The organism is Kribbella sp. NPDC048915 (assembly GCF_040649595.1).
Lineage (GTDB): Bacteria > Actinomycetota > Actinomycetes > Propionibacteriales > Kribbellaceae > Kribbella.
This window is the reverse complement of record NZ_JBEZFT010000002.1, coordinates 115,812-142,539: the sequence shown is the minus strand read 5'-3', so window position 1 is coordinate 142,539 and position 26,728 is coordinate 115,812. Positions and strand designations below refer to the sequence as shown.

The window sequence follows — 26,728 nt, the reverse complement described above, 5'->3', positions numbered from 1 at the left end:
CGCGACCACTGACGAGGTTACGGACACCGGCTCCCGGACCGGGGACCGCAACGGCGCCACCTCGGTACCCGAAGCCGCCCCAAACGATGTTGTCGACGCAACCTCGTCGTCTTCCACGGTCACCCCCGGCACCTCGCCCAGTACGTCGGGCAGCGCACAGACGGCCGTGCCGTCCAGCGGAGACGGGCGCCCCGTGGTGGGCGTTGTGTATGAGCCGGACGAGTCGCCGGACGGGTTCCCGCTCGAGTACGGCAACATCATCATCGGCCTCCCCAGCGCTTCCCAGGGCACTACCAGCGACGACAGCGCCCACCGCGACGAACCCGCCGACGAACCCGCCGACGTGGCCGACTCGGCCGCCGACAGTGCGGCCGACGAGGACCAGCCCAGCGACCAAGAGGAGGCAGTACCTGCTGACGCCGCCGCCGAAGGCGACCCTGCTGCCGAACCGACCGACCCGGACCCGGACGAAGCAACGGAGCAGGTAGCCGGCACGGACGCGGACAGGGCAGAAGTCGCGGCCGAGCCACTTGCCGGCACTACGGATGCGGGTGAGGCCGAGCCGGAAGCTTCCGATGACGCGGATGACGCCGGTCGGACCGCGGCGGCGGATGAACTGGCCGGCGCGGGTGATGCGCTCTCTGGTACGGCGGACGCAGCCGACGCAGATGCTGGCGGAGCGGACGACTCCGTCCGGGCCGACGTACGTGAAGCTGACGGAGAAGCCGGTGTGGTCGAGGCGGAGACTGCCGATGACGCGGCGGACGCGGGCCATGCGGCGGGAGAGTCTGCGGATCCGGCTGCGTCTGATGACGCTGAGGGTGCGGCGGGCGATGGGTTGGCTGAGCCAGGTGTTGAGGCCGAGCAGGGCGCTGAGGCAGGTGTTGAGGCCGAGCAGGGCGCTGAGGCAGTGGTTGAGGCTGAGTCGGGTGCTGAGACTGCGGTCGGCTCGGACGAGTCCGAGGCGTCGGACGTTGATGACGACGCGGGCGTGGAGGAGGCATCCGAGGGGCAGCCGGGTGACAGTGCGGCTGATGAGGACGCTGGGGACTCAGCCGATGACGCGGCGGCCGGAGCCGGCGCGGGGGATGCCGCCGGCGCCGACGCGAGCCGTGCGGATGCCGGTACGGACGCCAGTGCGGAAGCCGGCGCTGAGGGCAACGACCCTGTGGATGGTGCCGTCGAGGGCGACGCAGCGGCTGCGGAGGGCGCTGGGGCTCAGGAGGAGCCCGAGCTGAGCGCGGACGAATTGGCTGCCCGGGTGGCGGCTGAGCAGGCTGCGATGGCTTTGATCACGGCGCTGATGAAGTTGCGGGGTGTGCTCGCCAGTAGTCAGTTGCCGTTGGAGGTTGTGGGGGCCGACGAGGCGCGTAAGCAGCAGAAGGCCATGCTGGATCAGCTGGACGACTACTTGCTGCCGCGATTGGTGCAACTGGAGGCGCCGATCTTGGCGGTCGTGGGTGGATCCACGGGCGCGGGGAAGTCGACGCTGGTCAACACCGTGATCGGCAAGGTCGTGAGCGAACCGGGCGTGCTGCGGCCGACGACGCGGTCTCCGGTGCTGATTCATCATCCGGCGGATGCCGACTGGTTCGTGGGCGACCGGGTGCTGCCGGGGATGGCGCGGACCAGTTCGGACGAGCCGGGCGGGATGGAGGACCCCGGACAGCTGCGGCTGGTCGCGGCCGACAGTGTTCCACGCGGGCTCGCGATCCTGGACGCGCCGGACATCGACTCGGTCGTCGAGGCGAACCGGGACCTTGCGACCCAGCTGCTCGGGGCGGCGGATCTGTGGTTGTTCGTGACGACGGCCGCGCGGTACTCGGATGCGGTGCCGTGGGAGTTCCTGCAGAGCGCCGCGGACCGCAGTACGGCGGTTGCGGTGGTGCTGGACCGGGCGCCGGGCGAGACGATCGACGACATCACCGGCCACCTCGCGCAGATGCTGCTCGAGCGCGGTCTCGGCGATTCGCCGCTGTTCTCGATCCAGGAGACCGTTGTCGACAGCAACGGGATGCTCCCGGACTCCGCTGTCGCCTCGATCCGGGACTGGCTGGTCGACCTGGCCGCCGACGCCGAGGCGCGGGCGGGCGTGGTGCGCCGCACTCTGCAGGGCGCAGTCAGTGCACTGGTGAAGACGACTCCGCCGCTCGCCGAGGCCGTCAAGGCGCAGGCAGAAGCTGCGATCGAGCTGCGGTCCGCGGTCGAGTCGGCGTACGACCAGGCCGTGAAGGACATCGCGAAGGCGTGCCAGGACGGGACGCTGCTGCGTGGCGAGGTGCTTGCCCGGTGGCAGGAGTTCGTCGGGACCGGTGAGCTGCTGAAGGGTCTGCAGGGCAATGCGGGACGGCTGCGGGACCGGTTGAAGACTTCGTTCGGCAATCGGCCGGCGGAGACTCGGGACGTCAGTGACGCCATCCAGTCCGGGCTGGAGTCCCTGCTGCGCGAGCACGCGACCGAGGCCGCCGAACGGGCCGAGAAGGCCTGGCAAGCGACCGCGCCCGGCCGCCAACTGCTGGCGACTGCGGCGAACGATGCCGAAGGCAACGGCAGCGAATCGCTCGGCGCGGTGTCGGCGGGCTTCGACGCGGCGGCGGGTCGCGTGGTGCGCGAGTGGCAGAAGTCCGTCGTCGAGTTGATCCGCACCGAAGGCGCGAACAAGAAGTCGACGGCACGGATCCTGGAGTACGGCGTCAACGGCCTCGGCCTTTCGCTCATGGTGGTGGTGTTCGCCAGTGAGACCGGGATCCCGAAGACCGCGGAAGCCGGCGCCGGCGCGGGCAGTGCGGTGGTCGCGATGCGGCTCCTGGAGGCAGTTTTCGGGGACAAGGCCGTTCTGGGCATGGTGGACAAGGCACGCGAGGACCTGGACGGTAAGGTTCATGCCCTGATGGATGCCGAATTCGCCCGCTATCTGGCTGTCCTTGACCAGCATCCGGTCGACGCCGAGACGGCCAGGCAACTGACCGAGGCCGCGCGCGCGGTGGAGGACTGCACGTGACGGAAACAGTGGATACGGTCGAGACTCCCACCCGGGCCGCGACCGATGTCCTGAAGAAGATCGATGCCCTCAAGGCTGCCGCGGAGGCCGGTGACGGACGGCTGGATCCGGTGGTGCTCACCGAGGCCGGCCAGATCGTCGACCGGGCCGGGCAGCGGCTGCGGATGTCGGGTGAGCTGACCGTGGTCGCGCTCGCCGGGGCCACCGGCTCGGGCAAGTCGTCGCTGTTCAACGCGTTGACCGGGCTCGACCTGGCCGCGATCGGAACCCGCCGCCCGACCAGCTCGATGCCGCTCGCCTGTGTCTGGGGCGACGAGCCCGCCGGTGAAGTCCTCACCTGGCTGGGCATCCCGCGCCGGCACCAGGTGCAGCACCGTAGCTCGCTCGAGGAGGCGCACTCCGAAGATCTCGACGGACTGGTGCTGCTCGATCTCCCCGACCACGACTCGACCGAGGTCGAGCACCGGCTGATCGTCGACCGGCTGGTCGAGCTCGTCGACCTGCTCGTCTGGGTGGTGGACCCGCAGAAGTACGCCGACGCGGCGCTGCACAACCGCTACATCAAGCCGTATGCCTCGCATTCGCCGGTGATGGTGTTCGCGCTGAATCACATCGACAAGCTGACGCCCGACCAGCGCAAGAGCTGCCTGGACGACCTGGAGCGCCTGCTCAAGCAGGACGGCCTCAAGTCGCCCACCGTGGTGGCAACGTCCGCGGTCAGCGGTGACGGTCTCGAAGAGGTCCGCTCGTTGCTGGTCAAGCGGGTCAACAACAAGCGCTCCGCGCGGGAACGGCTTGCGGCCGACGTGGATCGGGTCGCGGACCGGATGGCGAGCCAGTGCGGTAACGCCACGACGCCGGAGATCGCCGACGCCGACGTGACCGAGCTGGTCGACGCACTGTCCGACGCGAGCGGGCTGTCCGTCGTGTCGGACGCCGTCCGCCGCTCCTACCTGCAGCGGGCGGGAGCTGCGACCGGCTGGCCGTTGACCAAGTGGCTCGGTCGTTTCCGCCCGGACCCGCTGCGGCGATTGCACGGCGATCAGGTGTCGCGTGAGCAGGGCAAGGCGTTGCGGAAGTCGGCGTCCGGTGAGGTGGCGATCGCTCGCTCCTCGTTGCCGGCGGCAACGCCGGTGCAGCGAGCCCGAATGGACGCCGCGGTCCGCACGATCACCAACAAGGCCGCCGAGGGACTTTCGCGTCCGTGGGCCGACTCGGTGCGGACAGCGATCCGCCGGCGCGAGGAGTCGCTGGGCGACGAGCTCGACCAGGCGGTCGCGCGCACCGATCTCGGGGTGTCCAGCAACCCGGGATGGTGGAGCTTCGCCCGCGTGCTGCAGTGGTTGCTGTTCCTGGTGACGCTCGGCGGCGCGGCGTGGTTGGTCGCCCTGCTGGTGGCGCGGATCGCCGACCTGAACGAGCCGCCGCTGCCGGAGTTCAACGGCATCCCGTACGCGTGGATCATGCTGGTCGGTGGTGCCGTCCTGGGACTCGGGCTCTCCCTCGTCTGCCGGATGTTCGCCACGAACGGGGCACTGCGGCGCTCCCGCCAGGTGGCGACGGCACTCCGGACCGAACTGGAGAACGTTGCCGAGAGCCACGTTGTCGCACCGGCCCGCGAGGAGCTCGCGGCCTACACCCGGTGCCGTGACAACATCGCCACCGCCCGCCAGTAGCCACACCGGCGGCCAGGTGGTGCCCGGCCGCCGCAGGTGCCGAACGAGACGACCCGCGGCGGCGGGCGAGGTCAGAGCTCGGCGTCGGGCGCGTACTGCGACATGGCGATCTTGGCGGCGCTGAGCAGATCCTCCTCCGAGGTCGTACCCGAGGCGCGGATCGCTTCGATCCAGGCGCGGACGCACTTCTCGTTGTACTCGACGACTTCGGGGGAGCTGGCCATCGCGACCGGGTCGGTGTCCGCCGGAAGCTCGCCGGTGACGTAGAGCGCGAGGCCGAGCAGCGCCCCGTCCCAGCCCGGACCGACCCACAGCGCGCCCGAACCGCCGGGCGCCGGAGCGTCGCTCATCGAGTGCTCCAGCTCGAGCTCGGTCGTGTCGCCGGCGCCGGGCTGGAGCCGCAGCTCGAGCAGGCTGGTAGGCCCGCCGAAGGTCACCTTGAACCGCTTCGGCGGATCGCACTCCAGGATCTCTCCGCCGGCGTTGCCCTCCAGCTGGAAGGAGCCGCCAACCTTCAGCTCGCCGGTGATCGGCATGAACCAGCGGCGCATCCGCTCCGGGTCCGTCAGGGCGTCCCACACCTCGGCCGGCTCGGCCTGGTAGGCGCGGCGCATCACCACCGTCACGGTCTCTCCGGTGCGGCTGACGTCGCGCTGAACCGCGTTGATGTGCTCGAGGATGTCGATCACGGCTGATTCCCTTTTCTGCTCGGCTGCTGGATCGACTCTCAGAATGCCGGGCCGCGCTTATATAAGTCAAGACTGAGATAGTCATGCCGCCTCGGCCTCCGCCGCCGGTGCGGTGGGAGCGAGCGGGAGAGTGGCGGTCGAGTACTCGTCGGCCGGGTACGGCGCAGCCGTCGTCTCGACCAGGTGTGCATCGCGGGAGCCGGTGTCGGCGGACGAGTCGGCCGACGGCGCCTCCGCGCGCGGCATGGCCCGGGTGAACTTCGCCGTACCGCGGGCGAGGTCGTGGCCGACCGCGAAGGCTTCGAGGATGACGCGACTGCGCGGCTCACCGTTCTCATCGGTCCACTCGTGGGTGCGTAGCCGGCCGGTGACGACCACGGGCTGCCCGCGGCGCACGGATTCGAAGGTGTTGAGGGCGAGATGTCGCCAGCACTGCACCGTGAACCACGTCGTCGGCTTGTCGACGTAGGTGTTCTGCGATCTGTCGAACTGGCGGGGCGTCGAGCCGAGCCGGAAGGTGGTCTGCGGAGTCTGCCGGATCTCCTTGAAGTCCGGATCGCTGCCGATCCAGCCGAGAACCGTGAGATAGGTGTCGCCGAGGCTCATGGGGGCGCCTTCCGTCCGAGGGGCGTGCTGTCACCGGAGAAGATGCACCGATCGCACCCCGCTCGGGCAGGCCGGTTTCCCGCCTGTGGACAACCGCTCACGGGCTGGTTGGGAAACCGGCCACCGGAGCACATAGGCTCTGGGGTATGGCGGAATTCATCTACACGCTGCGCAACGTCCGGAAGGCACACGGCGACAAGGTCGTTCTCGACAACGTCACCCTGAACTTCCTCACCGGCGCGAAGATCGGCGTGGTCGGCCCGAACGGCACCGGCAAGTCCTCGCTGTTCAAGATCATGGCGGGGCTCGACCAGCCCTCCAACGGCGAGGCTCGGCTGGCCGAGGACGCGACGGTCGGGATCCTGCTGCAGGAGCCGCCGCTGTCGGAGGGCAAGACCGTGCTGGAGAACGTCCAGGAAGGGGTCGGCGACACCAAGCAGAAGCTGGACCGCTTCAACGAGATCTCCGCCGAGCTGGCCGATCCGGACGCGGACTACGACACCCTGCTGGCCGAGATGGGCGACCTGCAGACCGAGCTCGACCATCGCAACGCCTGGGACATCGACGCCCAGCTGGAGCAGGCGATGGACGCGCTGCGCTGCCCGCCGCCCGACGCCGTGGTGGACAACCTGTCCGGTGGTGAGCGCCGCCGTGTCGCGCTCTGCAAGCTGCTGCTGCAGCAGCCCGATCTGCTGCTGCTCGACGAGCCGACGAACCACCTGGACGCCGAGTCCGTGCAGTGGCTGGAGCAGCACCTGCAGAAGTACCCGGGCGCCGTCATGGCGATCACCCACGACCGGTACTTCCTGGACAACGTCGCGGAGTGGATCCTCGAGCTCGACCGCGGCCGCACCTACGGGTACGAGGGAAACTACTCGAAGTACCTGGAGACCAAGAAGCAGCGGCTGGTCGTCGAGGGCCAGAAGGACGCCAAGCGGCAGAAGATCCTGGAGCGCGAGCTGGAGTGGGTCCGGTCCAACGCGAAGGGCCGGCAGTCCAAGAGCAAGGCCCGCCTGCAGCGCTACGAGGAGCTCGCCGCCGAGGCCGAGCGCGCCAAGAAGCTCGACATCGACGAGATCAACATCCCGCCGGGCCCCCGGCTGGGCAGCACCGTGCTCGAGGCGCACAACCTGGAGAAGGGCTTTGGCGACCGCAAGCTGATCGACAAGCTGAGCTTCAGCCTGCCGCGGGCCGGCATCGTCGGCGTGGTCGGCCCGAACGGCGTCGGCAAGTCGACGCTGTTCCGGATGATCGTCGGCGAGGAGCAGCCGGACGCCGGCACGCTCAAGCTCGGCGAGACCGTGCGGATCTCGTACGTCGACCAGTCGCGCGGCGGCCTGGACCCGAAGAAGACCGTCTGGCAGCAGGTGTCGGACGAGCTCGACTTCATCAAGGTCGCGAACTTCGAGATGCCGAGCCGCGCGTACGTCGCCTCGTTCGGGTTCAAGGGCCCGGACCAGCAGAAGCCGACCGGCGTACTGTCCGGCGGTGAGCGGAACCGGCTGAACCTGGCGCTGACGCTGAAGATGGGCGGCAACCTGCTGCTGCTCGACGAGCCGACCAACGACCTGGACGTCGAGACCCTGCAATCGCTCGAGGACGCATTGCTGGAATTCCCGGGCTGTGCGGTGGTCGTGTCCCACGACCGGTGGTTCCTGGACCGTGTGGCGACGCACATCCTGGCCTGGGAGGGCACCGACGAGGATCCGGCCAAGTGGTTCTGGTTCGAAGGCAACTTCGCGGCCTACGAGGCGAACAAGATCGAGCGCCTCGGCCCGGAGGCGGCCCGCCCGCACCGCGTCACCCACCGCAAGCTCACCCGCGAATGATCCGGCGCTGAAAGTTCGGCGCAGAGAGCTCGGCGCAGAAAGGCCCCGCAGCGCGCGGGGCCTTTCCTTTCGTCCGATACTTAGCCCTTGCGCTAACTATCGGATTCCGGCAATACTTAGCCACATGGCACAGTATTCGGCAGAGGTCGACGGCGTCTTCCTGGCGCTCGCCGATCCGACCCGGCGCAGCGTGATCCGGCGGCTCGGGCGCGGTCCGACCAGCGTCGGCGAGCTCGCTGCCCAGTTCCCGATCACGCTGCCGTCGTTCATGAAGCACGTCCGCACGCTGGAGTCGAACGGCTTGATCCGCACGGTGAAGACCGGACGCGTCCGGACCTGCGTCCTGAACCGGGAGCGACTGTCCCTGGTGGACGACTGGCTGGCCGAGCAGCGGCGGATCTGGGAGGACCGCACCGATCGGCTGGAGCGCTTTGTCGAAGAGGAGGAATCGTGAGTCGCGCAGCTTTCGACCCGGAGCTGGATCTGATGGTGGAGCGGGTGATTCGGGCGCCCCGGGCCGCCGTGTGGCGGGCGTGGACCGATCCGCGGCGCTTCGAGCAGTGGTGGGTTCCGGCGCCGGCGGTGTGCCGCGTCGAGCGCCTCGAGGTCCGCCCAGGCGGGGCGCTGGTGACCCGGATCAGCGAGGACGGCGCGGAGTTCGGGCCGCACCTCGACGCGGTCGTCCTGGTGGCGGAGGAGCTCACCCGGATCGCGTTCACCAACGCACTCGACAGCACCTGGCGTCCGGCGAATCCGCAGCCGATCGCGATGACGGGTGACGTATTGCTCGACGATCACGCGGACGGTACGGCGTACCGGATGATCGCGCGGCACGGCGATCCGGCGAGCCGCCGCCTGCACGCGGACCTCGGGTTCGCCGACGGCTGGGGGACTGTGACCGCACAACTTGCGAAGGTGGTAGAGGCATGAAGATCGTACTGACCGAGTTCGTCACGCTGGACGGCGTGAGTCAGGGACCCGGTTCGCCGACCGAGGACACAACTGACGGATTCACACGCGGCGGCTGGCTGGTGCCGTACTTCGACGAGGTCTTCGTCAGCCGTACCGTCGAATGGCTGCGGCGCGCCGACGGGCTGCTGCTCGGCCGACGCACGTACGACGCCTTCGCGCGGGACTGGCCGCAGATCACCGACCCCGCCGATCCGTTCAGCGGCCTGATGAACTCGCTCCCGAAGTACGTCGTCACGCGCACGCCTGTCGACGCCGCGTGGAACCCGACAACCGTGCTGACCAGCCCTGACGAGGTCGGCGAGCTGAGGAACCAGCCCGGACGCGAGCTCCAGATCCACGGCAGCGCTCGACTCGGCAACGCGTTGCTGCAGGCAGGGCTCGTCGACGTGGTCCGTCTGGCTGTCGTGCCGACGGTACTGGGTGCGGGCCGACGGCTGTTCGAGCAGCCGGGCGACGCGTCAGGGCTCAGACTCACCGCGCAGGAGGCGACCCCGAGCGGTCTGCTGCTGCTCGAGTACGAGCACGTCGGCGCTGCCCCGCTAGGGGCGTACGAAGGCGTCACAGCGTACGTGTAGAGCGGCGAACGTGTAGAGGGCGTGGTGAGCGGCGTACACGGAGAACCGGCCTGAGCGGTCAGCCGCCGTCGCCACCACCACCGTCGCCACCACCACCGTCGATGCCGCCGCCGTCAATGCCGCCGGCGTCGATGCCGCCGCCGTCGTGCCCGATCGGTCCGATCGGCCCGCTCAGGTCGCCCCACCCACCGACGGCGCCGCTTTGGACCTCGAAGCCGGCGAGCGGGATGAAGTTCGCGCCCGCACCGGCCGCGAAGTACCCCTGCCCGTACGGCGCGAAGGCCGCGCCGGCCTGCCAGTACGGAACGCGTCGGCCGCCGTACTGCGTATAGCGAACCTCGGGGTCGTCACCAGCACGGACCCGGGCCGCGTCCTGCGCGCACGCCGGGACCGTCCGGGTGCCGAACCGAGGTTCCGTCCACACCACGTCCGTCGTCGACGGCCCGTGCTGTGGGTTGAAGAAGCACGGCACCCGCCGCTCGGGAGCCTGCGCACCCCGAAGGCGCGCCTGGACGCAGACGATCGCGTAGCGGCCGGTCGCGAGCGTGTCGGTGACCGAGCTGATGTCGGCGGCCTTCCGGATCGCCGGGACCGTCCGTTGGGCCGCTTCGTAGGCGTCCAGTGCTACTTGGTAGTCCGCTCGTGCGTCCGGGTCGAGCGGGTGCCCTGACACCTGCGCGTCGAGGCGACGCAACTCTTCCCCGAGCAGCGTCACATCCTCGTCGGCCAGCCTGCGGATCTGCTCCAGGTCCTCGGCGTCACCGCGCTGTGCGGCTCGCCGGTCCCAGAAGTACCGGCCCGCGAGTGCCAGCCCACCGCCCCCCAAGGCGGCCAGCATCCACCACATCTTTCGACGGTAACGCCGTCGCGCCGCTCACTGAACCGTCTGAGCGCGGTAATCGTCCAGAACGATCTCGACCGTCCGCACGTCCTCGGTGATCAGCGCCTTCCACAGCGTCCAGCCACGGGCGCGCGCCCAGGTGCCCTCGTCCTGCTGTACCGCCTCCCGGAACACCTCGCGGGAGGCACCCGAGAAGAACGTGTAGGCGATCACCAGGTCGCACGCCGGGTCGCCGACCCCCGACGTACCGAAGTCGATCACCGCCGCCAGATGACCGTCCCGGACCAGCAGGTTCCCGTGGGCGATGTCGCCGTGGAACCACACCGGCGGCCGGTCCCAGGAGGTCGCCAGGGCGGACTCCCACACCTCACGGGCGAGATCGGCGTCGATGCGGTCCTTCAGCGTGCTGAGCGCCTCAACGGTCTCGTCGTGGTAGTACGCCGGTGGTGCGCCACGGTGGAAACTGTGCGCGCCGGCCAGGGGCCCGCCAGTGGCGTCGACCCGCTGCAACGCGAGAATGAAGTCCGCGATCTCGCGAGCAAAGGCCGACAGGTCCGGCACTGTCGAGGCCGCGGCGGTCCGGCCGTCGAGCCAGTCGCGAATCGCCCACGGATGCGGATAGCCCGCACCCGGAGCGCCTTTCGCCACCGCTGTGGGAATCGGGACGGGCAGGTGTGGCGCGAGCACCGGGAGCCACTGGTGCTCCTTGTCCACAGCGGTCGCGTAGGCCTCGTGGGTGGGTAGCCGAACGGTCAGCTCGTTGCCGAGCCGGTACGTCCGGTTGTCCCAGCCGTCGACCTCGACCGGGGTCACCGGCAGGTCGGCCCACTGGGGGAACTGCTGGGCGATCAGTCGCCGGACCAGCTCTGCGTCGATGCCGGCCCGGCCGTCCTGGAGAGAACCGTCCTGGAGAGAACCGTCCTGGGAAGTCGTCACGTCCAGCATGGTGTCCGGGTCGTGCCGACTCCCTCAAACGCTTTAGCCAGAGGCTTCAGCGTTGACCGATGTGCTCCGACACCGCGTCGAACACGCGCCCGACGGCGGCGAAGTCCTCGGCGCTGACCAGGTCGACCAGGTTCTCCCGGACGCCTTCGACGTGGTACGGCGCTGCCTGCTCGAGCAGCGCGAGACCAGCCTCGGTCAGCTCCGCCCAGACGCCCCGCTTGTCGCTCGTGCACGACGTCCGGCGGACCAGCTCGGCGTTCTCGAGGCGGCCGACGGTGTGGGTCAGGCGAGAGCGGCTCTGGTGCAACCGGTCGGCCAGATCGGCCATCCGCAGCCGCCGGTCGGGCGCCTCGGACAGGCGCACCAAGATCTCGTAGTCGTTGAGGCCGAGGCCGAACTGACGCAGATCGTCGTCGAGCTTGGCCATCAGGCGTGCGGTCCCGAGCAGGTACGCCCGCCACGCCAGCTGCTGCTCGGCGTCGAGCCACCGCGTCCCCCGGTCCATTTCAGTCTGCGTCGTCACGGGAACAGTGTAGCGGGAATGTAGTTGACATTTAAACCGTTGATCCGTACTGTCGTGGTCATCGGTTGAAACTTGAACTACCGAGGCTGCGTCGGCCCCCTGAGCAGTACGAACCCCCACAATCCGAGAGGACCCCATGACCGACACCACTACCGGCACTCCCACCGCCAGCATCCCTGGGCTGGTCGCCGGCACGTACACCCTCGACACCGCCCACACCGAGATCGGCTTCACCGTCCGGCACCTGATGACCAAGGTGCGCGGCACGTTCCAGGAGTTCAGCGGCGAGATCGTCGTGCAGGACACCGTCGAGGAGTCCACCGCGAACGTCGCGGTCGAGCTCGCCTCGGTGCACACCCGGAACGCACAGCGCGACGGGCACCTGCGCTCCGGCGACTTCTTCGACGCCGAGAACAGCCCGAAGATGACGTTCGTCAGCACCGGCCTCAAGGCCGAGGGTGAGAGCTACATCCTGGCCGGCGAGCTGACCATCAAGGACGTCAGCAAGCCGATCGAGTTCGCCGTCGAGTTCCTCGGCGTCGACCAGAACGCCTACGGCCAGAAGATCATCGGCTTCGAGGCCTCCGCCTCGATCAGTCGCAAGGACTGGGGCATCGACTTCAACGTGCCGCTCGAGGGCGGCAAGCTGCTGATCGGTGACAAGGTCGACATCCACCTCGACGTCCAGGCCGCGCTGCAGGCCTGATCCGAGCTGAATCGATCACCCCGACTCAGGTTGAACCGTCGCTGACAGTCGGCCTGGTCGACCAAGATGCCGCGAGGGCTTGGGACCCGGTAGTGCACCGGACCCAAGCCCTCGCGCCGTCTTGACCCACGAACTGCCGTTTCCGCTGATGAGGTCGCCAAACCCGCCAAAGCCGGCACTGTGCACATCCTGCGGGGACCGTGCGCGCCCCATGGGTCTGTCGCATCCTGCGGGGACCGTCCGCGTCCGGCGGAGACTGTCCGCACTCCATCGGTATCGTGCGCATCCCGCAGGTACCGTCCACATCCCGCAGGTACCGTCCCACACATTATTTCGTGTGCAAGGTCTCCAGTGCGTGTGCAGGGTGTCATGAAGGGGTGCAGATTCCGGGCCGGGTACGCGCGGGCGACTGTGATCGGATGATGAGGTCGTCGGACGCGCTTGCCGGCACCGTGCACACCCTGCGGGGACCTTCCACACCCCATGGGTGCCGTCCGCATCCTGCGGGGACCACCCACACGGTATTTCGTGTGTAAGGTCTCCGGCGGGGGTTGCAGGCTTCGGGTCGGGCGCGGGCGTGTGTGATCGGATGAGGTCGTCGGGCGCTCGGGTGCCGGCGCCGTGCACACCTTACGGGGACCTTCCACACCCCATGGGTACCGTCCGCATCCTGGGGGGATCTTCCACACCCCATGGGTACCGTCCGCATCCTGCGGGGACCGTGCGCACCCTGTGGAGACCGACCGTATCCTGCGGGGACCGACCGTATCCTGCGGGGACCGTGCACATCCTGTGAGGACCGACCACACGTTATTTCCTGTGCGAGGTGTCCAGCTCGTGTGCAAGGTACTCAGTGGGGGTGCGGACTTCGGGCCGGGGCGGGGACGTCCGTGATCGGGAGACAACTGGGTGTAACGCCGGCAGTTGGTGCTTAGGCCTGCACCATTCGGTGGGCGAGGTCGGCGTACAGCTTGCCCAGGGTCGTCGGGTCGCCGCGATGTGGTGTGTACCAGCGCGCGACGTCGATCGAGAGCGACAGTACGGCGAGGGTCGTCCCGGGCAGGTCGCTGACTGCAAACTCACCCGTGGCCACACCGTCCGCGAGTACCTGCTCGATCTGAGTGGAGATCGCCCGACGGATCGTCGCCACCTCGGCCAGATGCTCCGGAGTCAGCGCGGCCAGTTCGTACTGGACGACCCGCGCGATCGTGTGATGCTCCGCGTGCCAGGTCGTGAAGGCGGCGACCAATGAGCGGAGGCGCTCCGCTGCGGACGGACCGGTGTCGGCGGACCGCAGTACGTCCAGGGCGGCGTTGTGGCCGTGCAGGCTGATCTCGAAGAGCAGCCGCTCCTTGGACGGGTAGTGCACGTACAGGGCGGCCGGGCTCATCCCGGCGCGGGACGCGATGTCGCGGGTGGTCGTCGCCTGGTAGCCGCGCTCGGCGAACGCGTCGACGGCGCCGGTCAGCAGCCGGCGGGCCGCGGCCGGCTGGACGTGCTCCCACAGCAGGGGATCGGTGACTGCGGACACGTTGACACCCTGCACCACACGCGCGAAGCTGAGCAAGCGCTTAGCCAGCTGTCTCATTTCTCGGGGAGGCCCCATGCAGCGCGTCATCTTCAACGAGGACCACGACGCCTTCCGTGCCAGCGCGAAGGAGTACTGCGACCGCTCGCTGGTGCCGCGGATGGAGCAGTTCCTCGACGAGAAGACGATCGACCGTGCGGCCTGGCTGGAAGCCGGCAAGCAGGGTTTCCTCGGACTCGACGTACCGGAGGAGTACGGCGGCTCGAGCGTCGGTGACTACCGGTTCAACGCCGTGTTCGCCGAGGAGGTGTCCAAGGTCTCCGCGGCGCTGTCCAGCTGCTTCGGCATCCACTACGACTGCGCCGCGCCGTATTTTGTCGACCTCGGCACCGAGGAGCAGAAGCAGCGCTGGCTGCCGAAGTTCTGTTCCGGTGAGTACGTCGCCGCCATCGGAATGACCGAGCCGTCCGGCGGATCGGACCTGGCCGCGCTGAAGACGACCGCCAAGAAGGCCGACGGCGGCTGGGTGCTGAACGGGTCGAAGACGTTCATCACCAACGGCGACATGGCCGACCTGGTGATTGTCGCCGCCCGCACCGATCCGTCCAAGGGCGCGAAGGGCATCACGCTGTTCGTGGTCGAGGAGGGTATGGAGGGCTTCGCCCGCGGCCGCAAACTCGACAAGGTCGGCCAGACCGAGTCCGGGACGTCGGAGCTGTTCTTCGAGGACCTGTTCGTGAGCGACGACAACGTGCTCGGCGAACTGAACCGCGGCTTCATCCACATGATGGAGCGGCTGGCGCAGGAGCGGATCGGCGCCGCGGTGTCGAACATCGCGCACGCGACCCAGATCCTCGCCGAGACCGTCGACTACGTGAAGCAGCGCAAGGCGTTCGGGCAGCCGGTCGGCTCGTTCCAGTACAACAAGTTCCTGATCGCCGAGCTGGTCACCAAGGCCGAGGTCACCCAGGCGTACGTCGACAACGCGATCGTCGCGCACGACGAGGACCGGCTGTCCGCGGTGGACGCCGCCAAGGCGAAGTGGTGGAGCGCCCAGGTGCAGAACGAGATCCTGGACGCGTGCGTCCAGCTGCACGGCGGCTACGGCTACATGAACGAGTACCGGGTCGCGCGCGCCTGGCGGGACGCCCGGGTGACGAAGATCTGGGCCGGCTCCAACGAGATCATGAAAGAACTGATCGGCCGCGACCTGGGCCTGTAGAAAGGCCTGTAGAAAGGAACTGTTGTGCCTGAAGCAGTCATCGTGTCCACGGCCCGCTCGCCGATCGGCCGCGCGTACAAGGGATCGCTGACCACGATCCGTCCGGACGATCTCGCCGTCCAGATGATCAAAGCCGCGGTCGGCAAGGTGGGTCTGACCGGCGACCAGATCGAGGACCTGGCGCTCGGCTGTGCCGAGCCGCACGACGAGCACGGCGGCAACATGGCCCGCCGGGTCGCGGTGCAGCTCGGCTGGGACAACACGCCGGCGACCACGGTCAACCGCTTCTGCGCGTCGTCGACGCAGACCGCGCGGATGGCGTACCACGCGATCAAGGCCGGCGAGGGCGACATCTTCGTCAGCGCGGGCGTCGAGTGCGTCTCGCGGTACAAGAACTTCGGCTCGGCGGGTGTCGGCGATCCGAGCTCGTTCAACCCGGTCTTCACCGACGCGGTCGCGCGCACCGAGAAGTACGCCGAGACCAACGACACCTGGCACGACCCGCGGGAGGACGGGCAGCTCCCGGACATCTACATCGCGATGGGGCAGACCGCCGAGAACGTCGCGACGCTCAGGGGCATCAGCCGCGCCGACCAGGACGAGTTCGGCGTCCGCTCGCAGAATCTGGCCGAGCAGGCGATCAACAACGGCTTCTTCGAGCGCGAGATCACCCCGGTGACGCTGCCGGACGGGACGGTCGTGAGCAAGGACGATGGTCCGCGCGCCGGTACGACGCTGGAGAAGGTCAGCCAGCTGCAGCCGGTGTTCCGCCCCGACGGTACGGTGACGGCCGGCAACTGCTGCCCGCTGAACGACGGTGCCGCCGCGGTCGTGATCATGAGCGACACCAAGGCGCGTGAGCTCGGCCTGACGCCGCTGGCGCGGATCGTGTCGACGGGTGTCAGCGGCCTGTCGCCGGAGATCATGGGGCTCGGTCCGGTGGAGGCGTCGAAGCAGGCGCTGGCCCGGGCCGGGATGACCATCGACGATATCGACCTGGTCGAGATCAACGAGGCGTTCGCGGTGCAGGTGATCGGGTCGGCGCGGGAGCTCGGGATCGACGAGGACAAGCTGAACGTGCACGGCGGTGCGATCGCGCTCGGCCATCCGTTCGGGTCGACCGGTGCCCGGATCATGACCACGCTGGTCAACGGTCTGCAGTTCGAGGACAAGCAGTTCGGCCTCGAGACCATGTGCGTCGGCGGCGGTCAGGGGATGGCGATCGTTCTCGAGCGCCTCAGCTGATGGGCCTCGACGGCCGGACCGCGATCGTCACCGGAGCATCGCGTGGTATCGGGCTGGCCATCGCGCAGCGCCTGGTGGCCGACGGCGCGCGCGTCGTGATCACCGGCCGCACCCAGGAGACGCTCGACCAGGCGGTCGAGTCCCTGGGTGGCCGGGAGCACGCGCTCGCGGTGGCCGGAAAGGCGGCCGATCCGGAGCACCGGGCGCAGGTGGTCGCCGCCGCGGTCGCGACGTACGGCTCGGTGGACCTGTTGGTGAACAACGCCGGCATCAACCCGATCTACGGGAAGCTGCTGGACCTTGAGCAGACGGTCGCGGCCAAGATGGTGGACACCAACGTGCTGGCCGCGATCGGCTGGGTGCGAGCGTGCCGGGACGCATGGATGCGTGAACACGGCGGCGCCGTCGTGAACCTGTCGTCGGTGGCCGGCCTCGCGCCGTCGCCCGGCATTGGGTGGTACGGCGCGACCAAGGCGATGGTGTCGCGGGTCACGCAGGAGCTGGCCGTCGAGCTGGCTCCGGAGATCCGCGTGAACGCCGTGGCTCCGGCCGTGGTGAAGACGAAGTTCGCCGGTGCCCTCTACGAGGGACGTGAGGACAAGGTCGCGTCGACGTACCCGTTGGGGCGGCTGGGCCGGCCGGAGGACGTCGCCTCGCTGGTGTGGTTCCTGCTGTCCGACGAGGCGTCGTGGATCACCGGCCAGACCATCACCATCGACGGCGGCCTCACGCTGAACGGCGGCATCGCTTAGGGCTTGCGCCCCTGCCACGCGGCCAACTGCTCGTACGGCGCTGCGTCGGCGGCGACCGGTACCACCGGGCCGAACGGGATGTGACCACCGCGCGGCTCCGCCGGCAGGAACCGTTGAACCAGCGGCAGCACCTGCTCCGCGAGCGGGTCGTCCAGCTGATCGCGGCGCCCGGTCGCCGTGGCCAGGTCCCAGGCGTGCGTCGCGAGCTCACCGGTGTAGCCGCCGATCGCCGTCGCGCCGGGCACAGTGCCCCAGGGCAGCGTGCAGATCCGTCCCAGGATCGAGTCGTCGGCCAGTGTGGTGTCGATGGCGACGCGGCGTTCCTTCCACGCCGCCGCGATGTCGTCGATGCCGGTGGTGACGGTCGGGATGGTCAGCGGGTTACCGCCGTTGAGCCCCAGCGTGACGCGCGCCGCGACCGTGAGCAGGTGGCCGAGCAGGGTGCGTACGTCGTACTCCGGGCAGGGGGTGGGCAGGTCGAAGGTCTCGGGCTCGGTGCCGTAGATCAGTGCCTCGGCTTGGTCGAGTGCGCGGACGAACAGCGGGCGGGGGTCGTTCTCGATCATCGTCATACCGAGAGCATTGCGGGGTATATGCGACATCCTCTGTCCCATATTGTTGGAGGATGCGCGCCGACCGCTTGTTGCAGATCATCCTGTTGTTGCAGCGGCACGAGCGGCTGAGCGCACGGGAGTTGGCCGAACGGCTCGAGGTGTCCCGGCGGACCGTCATCCGGGACATGGAGGCGCTGTCCGCAGCCGGTGTGCCGGTGTACACCGAGCGCGGCCGCAACGGGGGCTGTGTGCTGCTGCCGGGCTACCGCGCCGACGTGAGCGAACTGACGCCGCGTGAGGCGCAGGCGTTGTTCGCGTGGTCCGGGCGCGCTGCGCTGGCAGACGAACTCGGTCTGCGGGACGCATTGCGCTCCGCCATGGGCAAGCTGTCCGCAACGCTGCCGGTCGAACTGCAGCCGGATGCGGACGCCCTGTCGGGGGCAATCGTGGTGGACCGCCGACGGTGGTTCGCCGACGCCGAGGACACCGGCGCCTTGCCCGTACTGCGGCAGGCCGTCGTCACGCGCCGACGGGTCCGCCTGCGCTACGCGTCGGCCAGTGAGGGCGTGCAGCAACGAACAGTGGACCCGTGGGGGCTCGTGGAGCAGGCGGGGCGGTGGTACCTCGTCGCAGCGCACCGCGGGGCCTCCCGGATGTACCGGGTGTCCCGCGTCGAGCAGGCCGACGTACTGGAGGAGGCGGCGGAGCGCCCTGACGACCTCGACCTCCACGCCGAGTGGGAACGCTTGCGGTCGAGCCTGGAGCAGCAGGTGCCGGAGGGAGTGGACGTCCTGGTCCGGGTGCGGCCTGAGCGAGTTGCCTTCGTACGGCGGATCGCGACGCCGATGCTGGCGCGTGGGGAGGTCGTACGCGGCGTGCCGAGTGACGACGAGTGGCCGCACCTGCGAATGCACTTCCGCGTCCGGGAGGCGGCGTGTGGCGTGCTGCTCGGTTTCGCGGGCGACGTCGAGGTGCTGGAGCCGGTCGGGCTCCGGGCGCGGATGCTGCAGCTGGCCGAGGCGGCGGTGGCGACCTACGGCTGACCACTCAGCCCTCGACGACTCTCATCGGACCACTCCTACCGACGACTCGCCACCTGGCGGGTCGCCACGAAGGTCTGCCGCAGGATCGCGTTGCCGTTGGCATCGATGTCCTCGTTGCGCCAGCGGAAGCCGGTTTCGGTGATGCCGGTGAACTCCCAGCGGGTGTTCGCCTGCTGCGCGTCGAGCGTGATCGTGTCGCCGGACGCGTGCGCGACGAACGGCATCACGAACGCGGCCTTCGGGCCCATCCAGGTCGAGCGGTACGCCTGCAGTTCCGGGTCGTAGATGCGGATCGACAGCCCCCACTCGCCGTCGCCCTCGGTGGCCCGCGCCGCGCGGCTCGGGGTGATCCAGATGTCCGCGACCGCCCGGCCGTCGAGGGCCCACGCGAAGTGCCATTCGCCCTGCGTACGCCGGGACACCGCGCCGTCGGCGTCGTACCACGCGACGTCGAGGTCCCAGCTGCCGATCAGCGGCGCGAACGGCGCGAAGGCTTCGGCGTACTCCGGACGCGGTGCGTCGGAGACCATCAGGCCGGCGAGGGTTCGGGCGGCCGCAGCTCCGTCGGTCATCTCCATGACGGCTGTTTATCCCTGACGGCCCCAGGCGTCAAGGGAGCTGTGCGTCAAAGGGAGCGAGGCGTCGGGAGGGGAGAGAGGCGGACGCCCCGCCGCCGGTGACCCCGTCGCGTGCAACCACGATGGCACTTCCGGCGGTCGGGGCGATCAGTCCGACAGCACCGCGCCACTCTAGTACGAGTCGGGCACACATCCGAATCACGGGCGGCGCGCGATCCTGTCACTTAATCCGTGGCGGTCGCCGGGCGCCGCTGGCTAGGGTCCGAACCATGGTGACTCGGGCGAAGGTGCGGCGCGCGGTGGAGGACGACGCCGAGGCGGTGACGGCGGTCCGCCGGGTGGTGTACCCGTACAAGGCGATGTCACCGGCCGCGGCGCGGTACATGATCACCCAGCACACGCCCGCCGAACGCTTCCTGCCGCTCGTGGCCGAGGTCGAGGACCGCGTCGTTGCGTGGGGTGCGACCGGGCTGAACGTGTGGACGAGCAAACCCGGCCAGGGCTGGCTGGACCTCTACGTACACCCGGATCATCGCGAGCAGGGCATCGGCAGCGAACTCGTCGAGCGGCTGCACCAGCACCTGACCGAGGTCGGCGCGGTCCGCGTGCGCGCGTTCGTGCAGCCCGAGGGCCTCGAGTTCGCCCGCAACCTCGGGTACGACGGGACGCGGAAGATGCACTTCGCCGGCGTCGAGCTGAAGGACCTGCCCGAACCGCCGCCGGTACCGGCCGGGATCGAGCTCGTCGCCCTGGACGCCGTCGACCCGCGCGCGGTGTACACGGCCGATGTGGTGGTCACCGCGGACGAGCCGAGCGACACGCCGCTCGACGCGGTCGAGTACGACCAGTGGCTCGACGAGATCTGGAACAGCCCGTCGCTCGACAGGTCGCTCAGCATCGCGGCGGCGGCCGGCGACACGATCGTGGCGTTCAGCATGGTCGAGACCGACCAGGACCGGATGTGGTCGGGGATGACCGGCACGCTGCCGGCGTACCGCGGCCGGGGCTTGGCGAAGGTGGTGAAGTCGGCGGCGTTGCGGCGCGCCGCAACGGCTGGGATCACCGCGGCGTACACCTCCAACGACGACGAGAACGGGCCGATGCTCGCGGTGAACAGCTGGCTCGGGTACCGCAGGGTGCAGACCGAACTGGGGCTGCTGAAGTCCCTCTGAAACAGAGCTGTAATGGGTTCAGTTCCGGTATGCGCCTGAAAGGACGCTAGATTCCCGGGGAACTTCACTGTCGTTGGAGCGCCCAAGGAGTTGTCGGATGGAGATCAGGGCGGCGGAACCGCGGGACGTGGACGCGGCGGCCGCGCTGCACGACGAACTGGTGCCGTACCTGGTGGTCACCCGGGGCGCGTTGGTCCGCCGGCTCGCGCGCGGCAACGAGCCGGGGCGTGGGACCTTCGCGGCGTTCGACGGAGGCGAGTTGGCGGGCTGGGCGACGTACGGCCTGATCGCGGGCTCGGACCCGCTGGACGGGGAACTGCGGCTGCTGGTGCGCCCGGAGTTCCGGCGCCGGGGGATCGGGACACGGTTGCTGGAGGCAACGCACGACGAGCTGCGGGCGGCGGGCGCGACCACGGCGCGGGTCTTCGCCGAACCGGAGTCGGTTGAGTGGGCGAGCCGGTTCGGGTACCGGCAGACGCGCCAGGTGCTGTACTCCGGGATCGATCCACGCAAGGCGCCGCCGCAACCCGAGGCGCCGAGCCAAGTCGCCCTGGTGCCGCTCAGCAAGGTCGCGCCCGAACTGCTGTACGCCGCCGACATGGTTGCCCAGCGCACCAAGCCCGGCGACGCGAAGATCGCCACCCGGCCGTACGACGACTGGCTCGCCGGCGTCTGGGAGTCACCCGAGACAGTCCTCGATCTGAGCCTGGCCGCGATGTACCGCGGGGAGGTCGTCGCATTCACGATGAGCCTCGGCGATCACACCAAGATCTGGTCGAAGATGACGTCGACGATGCCGGAGTACCGCGGCCGGGGCCTCGCCAAATTGGTCAAGGCCGCCGCGCTGCATCGCGCCGCCGGCGCCGGCGTCCAGGGCGCGTACACCGCCAACTACGACGGCAACGCCCCGATGCGGGCCGTCAACGACTGGCTCGGCTACCACCGCATCGCGACGCACGCCGTGCTGATCTGCCCGCTCTGACCCGCCCGCTCCGACCTGCCCGCTCCGACCTGGGGGCAGCACGTCACGGGACCAGCAGGACGACCGTTTCCGCGACGCAGGCGGGCTTGGTGGAGTTCTCGAGTTCGATCACCCAGTTGAGGGAGACCTGGACGCCGGCCGGGGTTTGCACCGCGTTCGCGATCGAGGCGCCGGCGCGGACGCGGGAGCCGACCGGAACCGGAGTGGGGAAGCGGACCTTGTTGACGCCGTAGTTGAGCTTCGCGGTCAGACCGTCGACGCTGAACAACTCGTCGCCGAAGCGCGCGATCAGGCTCAGCGTCAGGTACCCGTGCGCGATCGTGCCGCCGTACGGGCCCTGGGCGGCCCGCTCGACGTCGACATGGATCCACTGGTGATCGCCGGTCGCGTCGGCGAACTGGTTCACCTGCTCCTGGGTGATCTCCAGCCACTCGGTCTCGCCGAGCGGGGTGCCGACGGCGTGCAGCACCTCGTCGACGCCGTGGAAGGTCTGCGGCATATGCCAGGCTCCTCAGGTCCGCTCAGTTCTGCTCTGGTCTGCTCTGGTCCGGCTCAGTTCCGCGGTCCGCCGGCGACGTACAGCACCTGGCCGGATACGAACCCGGCCTCCTCGCTGCAGAAGAACGAAGCGGCGGCGGCGATGTCCTCGGGCTTGCCGGTCCGCTGCACCGGGATCGTCGCGGCCGTCGCCTTCTTGAACTCCTCGAAGTCGACGCCGACCCGGGCCGCGGTCGCCGCGGTCATGTCGGTCTCGATGAAACCCGGCGCGATCGCGTTCGCGGTGATGCCGAACTTGCCCAGCTCGATCGCCAGCGTCTTGGCCAGACCCTGCAGGCCGGCCTTCGCGGAGGCGTAGTTCGCCTGGCCGCGGTTGCCGAGCGCGGACGTCGACGAGAGGAAGACCATCCGCCCGTACCCGGCCTCGACCATGTGCGCCTGGCAGGCCTTCGACATCAGGAAGCTGCCCTTGAGGTGCACCGCCATCACCGTGTCCCAGTCGTCCTCGGACATCTTGAACAGCAGGTTGTCCCGCAGGACGCCGGCGTTGTTGACCAGGATCGTCGGCGCGCCGAGCTCCGCCACCACCCGCTCGACCGCCGCGCTGACCTGGTCGGACTTGCTGACGTCGGCACCGACCCCGATCGCCCGGCCGCCGGCCTCGGTGATCGCCGTGACGGTCTGCGCGCAGGCCGCCTCGTCGAGATCGACGACCGCGACCGCGTTCCCGTCCTTGGCGAGACGCTGCGCGACAGCCGCGCCGATTCCCCGGGCCGCCCCGGTCACGATCGCCACCCGCTGCGCGCTCATCTACCACTCCAATCGGTCACTGGTCTGCCGGAGATGACATTACCCACGGTCCGTCACGCCGGAAGCACCCCGGATGACATGATCGTCGTGTGGATGATCACAGACCGCGGCGGTGGGTGCTGCCAGAATCGAGCACCGGATGAGAAATCGCCACGTCTACCACTGCCCGTTGCGCTGGGGAGACATGGATGCACTCGGCCACGTCAACAACGGCCGGTACGTCGACTACCTCCAGGACGCCCGCGTCGACTTCCTGTTCCGGACCGCCAAGGAGCTCGGCGCCGACAACTTCGAGACCGGTCTGCTGGTCGCCCGGCACGAGGTGCAGTACCGCGCGCCGCTGCGGTTCCGGCCCGAGCCGGTGCGGATCGAGCTGTGGATCAGCGAGATCAAGGCGGCGTCGTTCACGGTCGGGTACGAGATCCTCGACGCCGAGCCGGAACGCCGTACCTATGTCGACGCCGCCACCAAGCTGGTCCCGTTCGACTTCGCCGCGAACCGCCTGCGCCGGATCACCCCGGTCGAGCGCGCCGCCCTGGAGAAACTGGTGGGCGCATGAGTTTCAGTCACCCCGTGCTCGTGCGGTGGTCCGACATCGACTCCTACGACCACGTCAACAACGTGCGGTACTTCGACTACCTGCAGGAGGCGCGGATCGCCTTTCTGAGCCACTTGCTGGAGACGACGGGCGACTTCTTCGCGCAGTACCCGTGCGTGCTGGTCAGGCAAAGCGTCGACTACCTGCGTCCGATGCTGCTGCGGCACCCGCCGTACGACGTCGACGTGTGGGTGGCCGGCGTCGGTACGTCGTCGTACACGCTCGGCTCGCGCATCGTGGACCGCAGCGGCGGGGCCGACGAGGTGTACGCGAAGGCGGAGTCCGTACTGGTCGCTGTGGACGGTACGACGCACGCCAAGCGTCCCCTCGACGACGCCGAACGGACAGCCCTGGTCAAGCATCTCGAGACCGCCTGACTGCACCTCGAGACCACCGCAGACACGCGGGCATGGTGCCCGATCCCACACCTACTGCGCGGCACTCGGCGGGCACCTGCTCGCTACGGCGTGGGATCGGGCGACATACCCTAGGAGCGAGATGACTGAGCAGCAGAGCTTCTACGACGCCGTCGGTGGGGCGGACACCTTCCACCGGCTGGTGGCCGCGTTCTACCGCGGTGTCGCCGCCGACCCCGAACTGCGCGCGATGTACCCGGAGGAGGACCTCGGCCCGGCCGAGGTGCGCTTCCGGATGTTTCTGGAGCAGTACTGGGGCGGCCCCAAGACGTATTCCGAGCAGCGCGGGCACCCCCGGCTGCGGATGCGGCACGCCCCGTTCGCCGTCACCCCGAGCGCACGGGACCGCTGGCTCGGCCACATGCGGGCCGCGCTCGACGAGATCGCCCTGGACCCGGAGCGGGACGAGGAGATCTGGCGCTACATGGTGATGGCCGCGCACAGCATGGTGAACACCGACGAACCGCAGTACCCGGGCGCGATCGACGTGTCCGGCCGCTGACACTTCTGCATAAGGAGAAAGAACGAGTATGGCTGCTACCCGCACCGCGAAGGCCCACTGGGAAGGCTCGCTGCTCGAAGGCGGCGGCAAGGTCGCCCTGGAGTCGTCCGCGCTCGGCTCCTTCGACGTGACCTGGGCTGCCCGCACCGAGCCGGAGGCCAGCGGCCGGACCAGCCCCGAGGAGCTGCTCGGCGCCGCGCACGCGGCCTGCTACTCGATGGCTCTGTCGCACGCGCTGGCCCAGGCCGGCAACCCGCCGGCGTCGCTCGACACCCAGGCCGACGTGACCTTCCAGCCGGGCGAGGGCATCACCGGCATCAAGCTGTCGGTGAACGGCAACGTCCCGGGCCTGACCGCGGACGAGTTCGCCGAGTTCGCCGAGGGCGCGAAGAAGAACTGCCCGGTCTCGCAGGCGCTCACCGGTACGACGATCACGCTGGACGTCACCTTCACCGCCTGACCGCCGTACCTGACAACGCCTCCCGTGCCGTGCGCGCGGGAGGCGTTCTCGTCCTTATGGGTGTCAGCAGCGGTCAGGCGCGGCGCTCGTCCTGCGTCGCGGCGTTCTCGGCGGTCTGGGACTCGACGGCGCCGGACTCCTCGGCCCTGGTCAGCTCGTCTTTGGTCTCCTCTTCCTTCTCGGCGCCGGAGCCGACACCCGAGGAGCCTGCGCTGTTCGGGTCGCGGGTGGTCATGTTGCCAACCCGAAGGACCTCGCCGTTGCGGACGTACCAGGTGGTGCCGTCCGCACCCCGCAGCGTGGTGATCCGCAGCCCGACCGCGACCACGACGCCGGTCGCCTTCTCCATGTCGATCAGGTCGCCGACGCCGTACTGGTCCTCGAAGATCATGAACACGCCGGCCAGGAAGTCCTTCACCAGCGTCTGGGCGCCGAAGCCGAGCGCCACGCCGATGATGCTCGCGGACGCGATCACCGGCAGCACGTTGAAGCCGAGCTCGGCGAGCACCATCACCACCAGGACCGCGGTCAGCACGATCGTGACCGCACTGCACAGCAGCGAGGCGATGGTCTCGGCGCGCTGCGCCCGGCGCTCGGTCGCCAGCGTGTTCTCGACGAAGCCCTGGCCGATCTTGGACCGCGCCAGTACCCCGGCCACGGCACCGTTACCGGTCCGCCGCGCGAACCGGCGGATGACCTTGTGCAGCAGCCAGCGCAGCAGGAAGAACCCGATGATCAGGCCGGCGATCCGGGCCGGCACGACCACGACCTGATCGGTCACCTCGAGTTTGCCGTCGTTGCCCATCCGGAAGAACGTTGGGAACGCCTCCGGCAGGCTCAGCAGCGACGAAAACAGGGGGTGACTGTGCAAGGACGCAAGGTAGCTGGTCAGAATAGGCATCTCGCCGCCCGATGCTAGTAGGGCTGACAAGGAGAAGCGATCGCATGTCGAGCCGCCTGGACGACGAGCTGTTGAGGCTCGTGAGTGCTGGTGTGCTGCGCCAGTACCAGGCCGACTCCATCCGGGACGCCGCCGACGCCGAGATCGAGGCGGCGCTCGCCGACCCAGGGCGACCCCGTCCGTACGCCGAGCCCGCCACGCCGGAGCCGGCCAAGGTCGAGCGGCCGTCGCTGGCGGCGCACACGAGCGCGCTGGTCGAGGTGCTCGGCTACATCGGCGGTGCGCTGCTCCTCGGCGCGGTCGCGCTCCTGACCTTGGCGAACTGGGGTGAGATGGGCCGCGCCGCGCGGGTCTCCACCGCGACCACGGCCGCCGTCGTACTGCTCGGCGCCGCGGTCGTGCTCGCGCTGGTGCGTCGCCGCGAGCAGCTGAGTTCGGCGCTCGCGGCGCTGGGCTGCTGCGTGGCCGGGTTCGCGATCTACGTGGCGATCGAGGGGCCGACCGGCCGGGTCGTCGGCGTCGCGGTCGCGCTCGGTCTGGTCGCCGCCGGGGTGTACTGGCTGCAAGGGCCTTCGTTGCTGGTGGCAACGTTCGGGATCCTGGCGGTCGGTGTGTTGGTGATCACGGCGGATGTCCTCACTCCGGACACCGGAGCCGCCCCGAACAGCGCCGGCATCGCCGGGACCGGGTTCATCGTGGTCGCGTTCGTGCTCGCGATGCTCGGTTTGGTGCGCGATCAGGTGACGTCCTGGTCACTCGCCGGAGCAGCGACATTCAGTTCGTCGGTGTGCTGGCTCGTCCAGGAACGCGGCGAGATCATGGCGCTGGCCGTCGGTACGGCGGGCCCCGCGGCGCTGCTGGTGGCGTACGGGCGGACGCGGCGGTCGGCGTACCTCGTGGTGGGCTGCGCGATTCTTCTGGTGATCTGGCCGATCGCCCTGTTCCAGCTGACCCGCAACCTGGCTGGGGTGGCCATCGGGCTCGTCATCGCCAGTGCGGTGCTGCTGCTGGCCGTGCTGATCCTCAGCCGGCGTGGCGGGTCCGACGAGTGATCCGGCGCGCGCCGTTTGGCTACGGACGCGGTTGATACGGCAGACTCGCTGA

At 69.3% G+C, this 26,728-nt stretch carries 29 protein-coding genes; 18 read left to right on the top strand and 11 right to left on the bottom strand.

Annotated features, from left to right (window positions below):
• The first annotated feature begins 205 nt into the window (after positions 1–205).
• Together AB0B82_RS01825 and AB0B82_RS01820 are read left to right on the top strand one after the other, a co-directional pair.
• Complete coding sequence (locus tag AB0B82_RS01825) at positions 206–3,001, top strand: AAA family ATPase (RefSeq protein ID WP_360161365.1); 2,796 nt, start codon at positions 206–208, stop codon at positions 2,999–3,001.
• Positions 2,998–4,677: a GTPase gene (locus AB0B82_RS01820; RefSeq protein WP_360161363.1), complete on the top strand. Its 1,680-nt coding sequence runs from the start codon at positions 2,998–3,000 to the stop codon at positions 4,675–4,677. Before AB0B82_RS01825 ends, AB0B82_RS01820 begins: the two co-directional genes overlap by 4 nt.
• 71 nt (positions 4,678–4,748) lie before the next feature.
• Here the strand turns inward: AB0B82_RS01820 and AB0B82_RS01815 are convergent, their stop codons facing one another.
• Both AB0B82_RS01815 and AB0B82_RS01810 read right to left on the bottom strand, forming a co-directional pair.
• The gene (locus tag AB0B82_RS01815; protein ID WP_360161361.1) at positions 4,749–5,366 is read right to left on the bottom strand and encodes an SRPBCC family protein; all 618 of its coding nucleotides are present in this window, start codon (positions 5,364–5,366) and stop codon (positions 4,749–4,751) included.
• 81 nt (positions 5,367–5,447) lie between these two features.
• Entirely contained in the window at positions 5,448–5,972 is a 525-nt protein-coding gene (locus tag AB0B82_RS01810; protein ID WP_360161359.1) for a single-stranded DNA-binding protein, read from the bottom strand.
• A 146-nt stretch (positions 5,973–6,118) separates the two neighbouring features.
• Between AB0B82_RS01810 and ettA the strand changes: the two genes are divergently transcribed.
• The 4 genes from ettA to AB0B82_RS01790 all read left to right on the top strand — a co-directional run bounded on the left by ettA (position 6,119) and on the right by AB0B82_RS01790 (position 9,348).
• A complete protein-coding gene (ettA, locus tag AB0B82_RS01805) occupies positions 6,119–7,801 on the top strand; it encodes an energy-dependent translational throttle protein EttA (RefSeq protein ID WP_360161356.1) in 1,683 nt (560 codons plus the stop codon).
• A gap of 124 nt (positions 7,802–7,925) precedes the next feature.
• Positions 7,926–8,255, top strand: a complete 330-nt coding sequence (locus tag AB0B82_RS01800) for a metalloregulator ArsR/SmtB family transcription factor (protein ID WP_360161352.1) — start codon at positions 7,926–7,928, stop codon at positions 8,253–8,255.
• The gene (locus tag AB0B82_RS01795; protein WP_360161350.1) at positions 8,252–8,731 is read left to right on the top strand and encodes an SRPBCC domain-containing protein; all 480 of its coding nucleotides are present in this window, start codon (positions 8,252–8,254) and stop codon (positions 8,729–8,731) included. Before AB0B82_RS01800 ends, AB0B82_RS01795 begins: the two co-directional genes overlap by 4 nt.
• The gene (locus AB0B82_RS01790; RefSeq protein ID WP_360161348.1) at positions 8,728–9,348 is read left to right on the top strand and encodes a dihydrofolate reductase family protein; all 621 of its coding nucleotides are present in this window, start codon (positions 8,728–8,730) and stop codon (positions 9,346–9,348) included. Before AB0B82_RS01795 ends, AB0B82_RS01790 begins: the two co-directional genes overlap by 4 nt.
• A 58-nt stretch (positions 9,349–9,406) precedes the next feature.
• Here the strand turns inward: AB0B82_RS01790 and AB0B82_RS01785 are convergent, their stop codons facing one another.
• The 3 genes from AB0B82_RS01785 to AB0B82_RS01775 are packed head-to-tail and all read right to left on the bottom strand — an operon-like array spanning position 9,407 to position 11,639.
• Positions 9,407–10,195, bottom strand: coding sequence for a hypothetical protein (locus AB0B82_RS01785; RefSeq protein ID WP_360161346.1), 789 nt, complete (start codon positions 10,193–10,195; stop codon positions 9,407–9,409).
• A 27-nt stretch (positions 10,196–10,222) separates the two neighbouring features.
• Entirely contained in the window at positions 10,223–11,125 is a 903-nt protein-coding gene (locus AB0B82_RS01780; RefSeq protein ID WP_360161344.1) for an aminoglycoside phosphotransferase family protein, read from the bottom strand.
• A gap of 55 nt (positions 11,126–11,180) precedes the next feature.
• Entirely contained in the window at positions 11,181–11,639 is a 459-nt protein-coding gene (locus AB0B82_RS01775) for a MarR family transcriptional regulator (protein WP_360161553.1), read from the bottom strand.
• Between the two features lie 154 nt (positions 11,640–11,793).
• Between AB0B82_RS01775 and AB0B82_RS01770 the strand changes: the two genes are divergently transcribed.
• Positions 11,794–12,363 carry a YceI family protein gene (locus AB0B82_RS01770; protein WP_360161342.1) on the top strand — a complete coding sequence of 190 codons (570 nt, stop codon included), beginning with the start codon at positions 11,794–11,796 and terminating at the stop codon, positions 12,361–12,363.
• A gap of 931 nt (positions 12,364–13,294) precedes the next feature.
• Here AB0B82_RS01770 and AB0B82_RS01765 read toward each other — a convergent pair.
• On the bottom strand, positions 13,295–13,894 hold the full coding sequence (locus AB0B82_RS01765) for a TetR/AcrR family transcriptional regulator (RefSeq protein ID WP_360161340.1): 600 nt from the start codon (positions 13,892–13,894) through the stop codon (positions 13,295–13,297).
• 73 nt (positions 13,895–13,967) lie between these two features.
• Between AB0B82_RS01765 and AB0B82_RS01760 the strand changes: the two genes are divergently transcribed.
• The 3 genes from AB0B82_RS01760 to AB0B82_RS01750 are packed head-to-tail and all read left to right on the top strand — an operon-like array spanning position 13,968 to position 17,110.
• Positions 13,968–15,113 carry an acyl-CoA dehydrogenase family protein gene (locus tag AB0B82_RS01760; protein ID WP_360161338.1) on the top strand — a complete coding sequence of 382 codons (1,146 nt, stop codon included), beginning with the start codon at positions 13,968–13,970 and terminating at the stop codon, positions 15,111–15,113.
• Between the two features lie 24 nt (positions 15,114–15,137).
• Complete coding sequence (locus AB0B82_RS01755; RefSeq protein WP_360161336.1) at positions 15,138–16,358, top strand: acetyl-CoA C-acetyltransferase; 1,221 nt, start codon at positions 15,138–15,140, stop codon at positions 16,356–16,358.
• A complete protein-coding gene (locus AB0B82_RS01750; protein WP_360161334.1) occupies positions 16,358–17,110 on the top strand; it encodes an SDR family oxidoreductase in 753 nt (250 codons plus the stop codon). Before AB0B82_RS01755 ends, AB0B82_RS01750 begins: the two co-directional genes overlap by 1 nt.
• Here AB0B82_RS01750 and AB0B82_RS01745 read toward each other — a convergent pair.
• Positions 17,107–17,682 (bottom strand): TIGR03086 family metal-binding protein, encoded by a 576-nt coding sequence (locus tag AB0B82_RS01745; RefSeq protein ID WP_360161332.1) that lies wholly within the window; start codon positions 17,680–17,682, stop codon positions 17,107–17,109. The two genes, AB0B82_RS01750 and AB0B82_RS01745, sit on opposite strands and share 4 nt — an antisense overlap.
• Positions 17,683–17,735: 53 nt before the next feature.
• Here AB0B82_RS01745 and AB0B82_RS01740 point away from each other — a divergent pair, with 53 nt between their 5' ends.
• Positions 17,736–18,707 carry a WYL domain-containing protein gene (locus tag AB0B82_RS01740; RefSeq protein ID WP_360161330.1) on the top strand — a complete coding sequence of 324 codons (972 nt, stop codon included), beginning with the start codon at positions 17,736–17,738 and terminating at the stop codon, positions 18,705–18,707.
• Between the two features lie 35 nt (positions 18,708–18,742).
• On the opposite strand, the gene AB0B82_RS01735 is transcribed toward AB0B82_RS01740, so the two are convergent.
• Positions 18,743–19,285, bottom strand: a complete 543-nt coding sequence (locus AB0B82_RS01735) for a hypothetical protein (RefSeq protein ID WP_360161328.1) — start codon at positions 19,283–19,285, stop codon at positions 18,743–18,745.
• Positions 19,286–19,554: 269 nt separating this feature from the next.
• Between AB0B82_RS01735 and AB0B82_RS01730 the strand changes: the two genes are divergently transcribed.
• Positions 19,555–20,457, top strand: a complete 903-nt coding sequence (locus tag AB0B82_RS01730) for a GNAT family N-acetyltransferase (RefSeq protein WP_360161326.1) — start codon at positions 19,555–19,557, stop codon at positions 20,455–20,457.
• 97 nt (positions 20,458–20,554) lie between these two features.
• A complete protein-coding gene (locus AB0B82_RS01725; RefSeq protein WP_360161324.1) occupies positions 20,555–21,439 on the top strand; it encodes a GNAT family N-acetyltransferase in 885 nt (294 codons plus the stop codon).
• Positions 21,440–21,482: 43 nt separating this feature from the next.
• Here the strand turns inward: AB0B82_RS01725 and AB0B82_RS01720 are convergent, their stop codons facing one another.
• Positions 21,483–21,938 carry a MaoC family dehydratase gene (locus tag AB0B82_RS01720; protein ID WP_360161322.1) on the bottom strand — a complete coding sequence of 152 codons (456 nt, stop codon included), beginning with the start codon at positions 21,936–21,938 and terminating at the stop codon, positions 21,483–21,485.
• A gap of 53 nt (positions 21,939–21,991) precedes the next feature.
• On the bottom strand, positions 21,992–22,747 hold the full coding sequence (locus AB0B82_RS01715) for an SDR family oxidoreductase (protein WP_360161320.1): 756 nt from the start codon (positions 22,745–22,747) through the stop codon (positions 21,992–21,994).
• A gap of 139 nt (positions 22,748–22,886) precedes the next feature.
• Between AB0B82_RS01715 and AB0B82_RS01710 the strand changes: the two genes are divergently transcribed.
• The 4 genes from AB0B82_RS01710 (at position 22,887) to AB0B82_RS01695 (ending at position 24,723) form a co-directional block, all read left to right on the top strand.
• Positions 22,887–23,306 (top strand): thioesterase family protein, encoded by a 420-nt coding sequence (locus AB0B82_RS01710; protein WP_360161318.1) that lies wholly within the window; start codon positions 22,887–22,889, stop codon positions 23,304–23,306.
• Positions 23,303–23,722 carry an acyl-CoA thioesterase gene (locus AB0B82_RS01705; protein ID WP_360161316.1) on the top strand — a complete coding sequence of 140 codons (420 nt, stop codon included), beginning with the start codon at positions 23,303–23,305 and terminating at the stop codon, positions 23,720–23,722. The genes AB0B82_RS01710 and AB0B82_RS01705 overlap by 4 nt, the downstream gene beginning before the upstream one ends.
• Before the next feature lie 121 nt (positions 23,723–23,843).
• A complete protein-coding gene (locus tag AB0B82_RS01700) occupies positions 23,844–24,263 on the top strand; it encodes a globin (RefSeq protein ID WP_360161314.1) in 420 nt (139 codons plus the stop codon).
• A gap of 28 nt (positions 24,264–24,291) precedes the next feature.
• Positions 24,292–24,723 carry an OsmC family peroxiredoxin gene (locus tag AB0B82_RS01695; RefSeq protein ID WP_360161312.1) on the top strand — a complete coding sequence of 144 codons (432 nt, stop codon included), beginning with the start codon at positions 24,292–24,294 and terminating at the stop codon, positions 24,721–24,723.
• A gap of 73 nt (positions 24,724–24,796) precedes the next feature.
• On the opposite strand, the gene AB0B82_RS01690 is transcribed toward AB0B82_RS01695, so the two are convergent.
• Entirely contained in the window at positions 24,797–25,594 is a 798-nt protein-coding gene (locus AB0B82_RS01690; protein WP_360161310.1) for a mechanosensitive ion channel domain-containing protein, read from the bottom strand.
• A gap of 74 nt (positions 25,595–25,668) precedes the next feature.
• Between AB0B82_RS01690 and AB0B82_RS01685 the strand changes: the two genes are divergently transcribed.
• Complete coding sequence (locus AB0B82_RS01685; RefSeq protein ID WP_360161308.1) at positions 25,669–26,676, top strand: DUF2157 domain-containing protein; 1,008 nt, start codon at positions 25,669–25,671, stop codon at positions 26,674–26,676.
• The last annotated feature ends 52 nt before the right edge of the window (positions 26,677–26,728 follow it).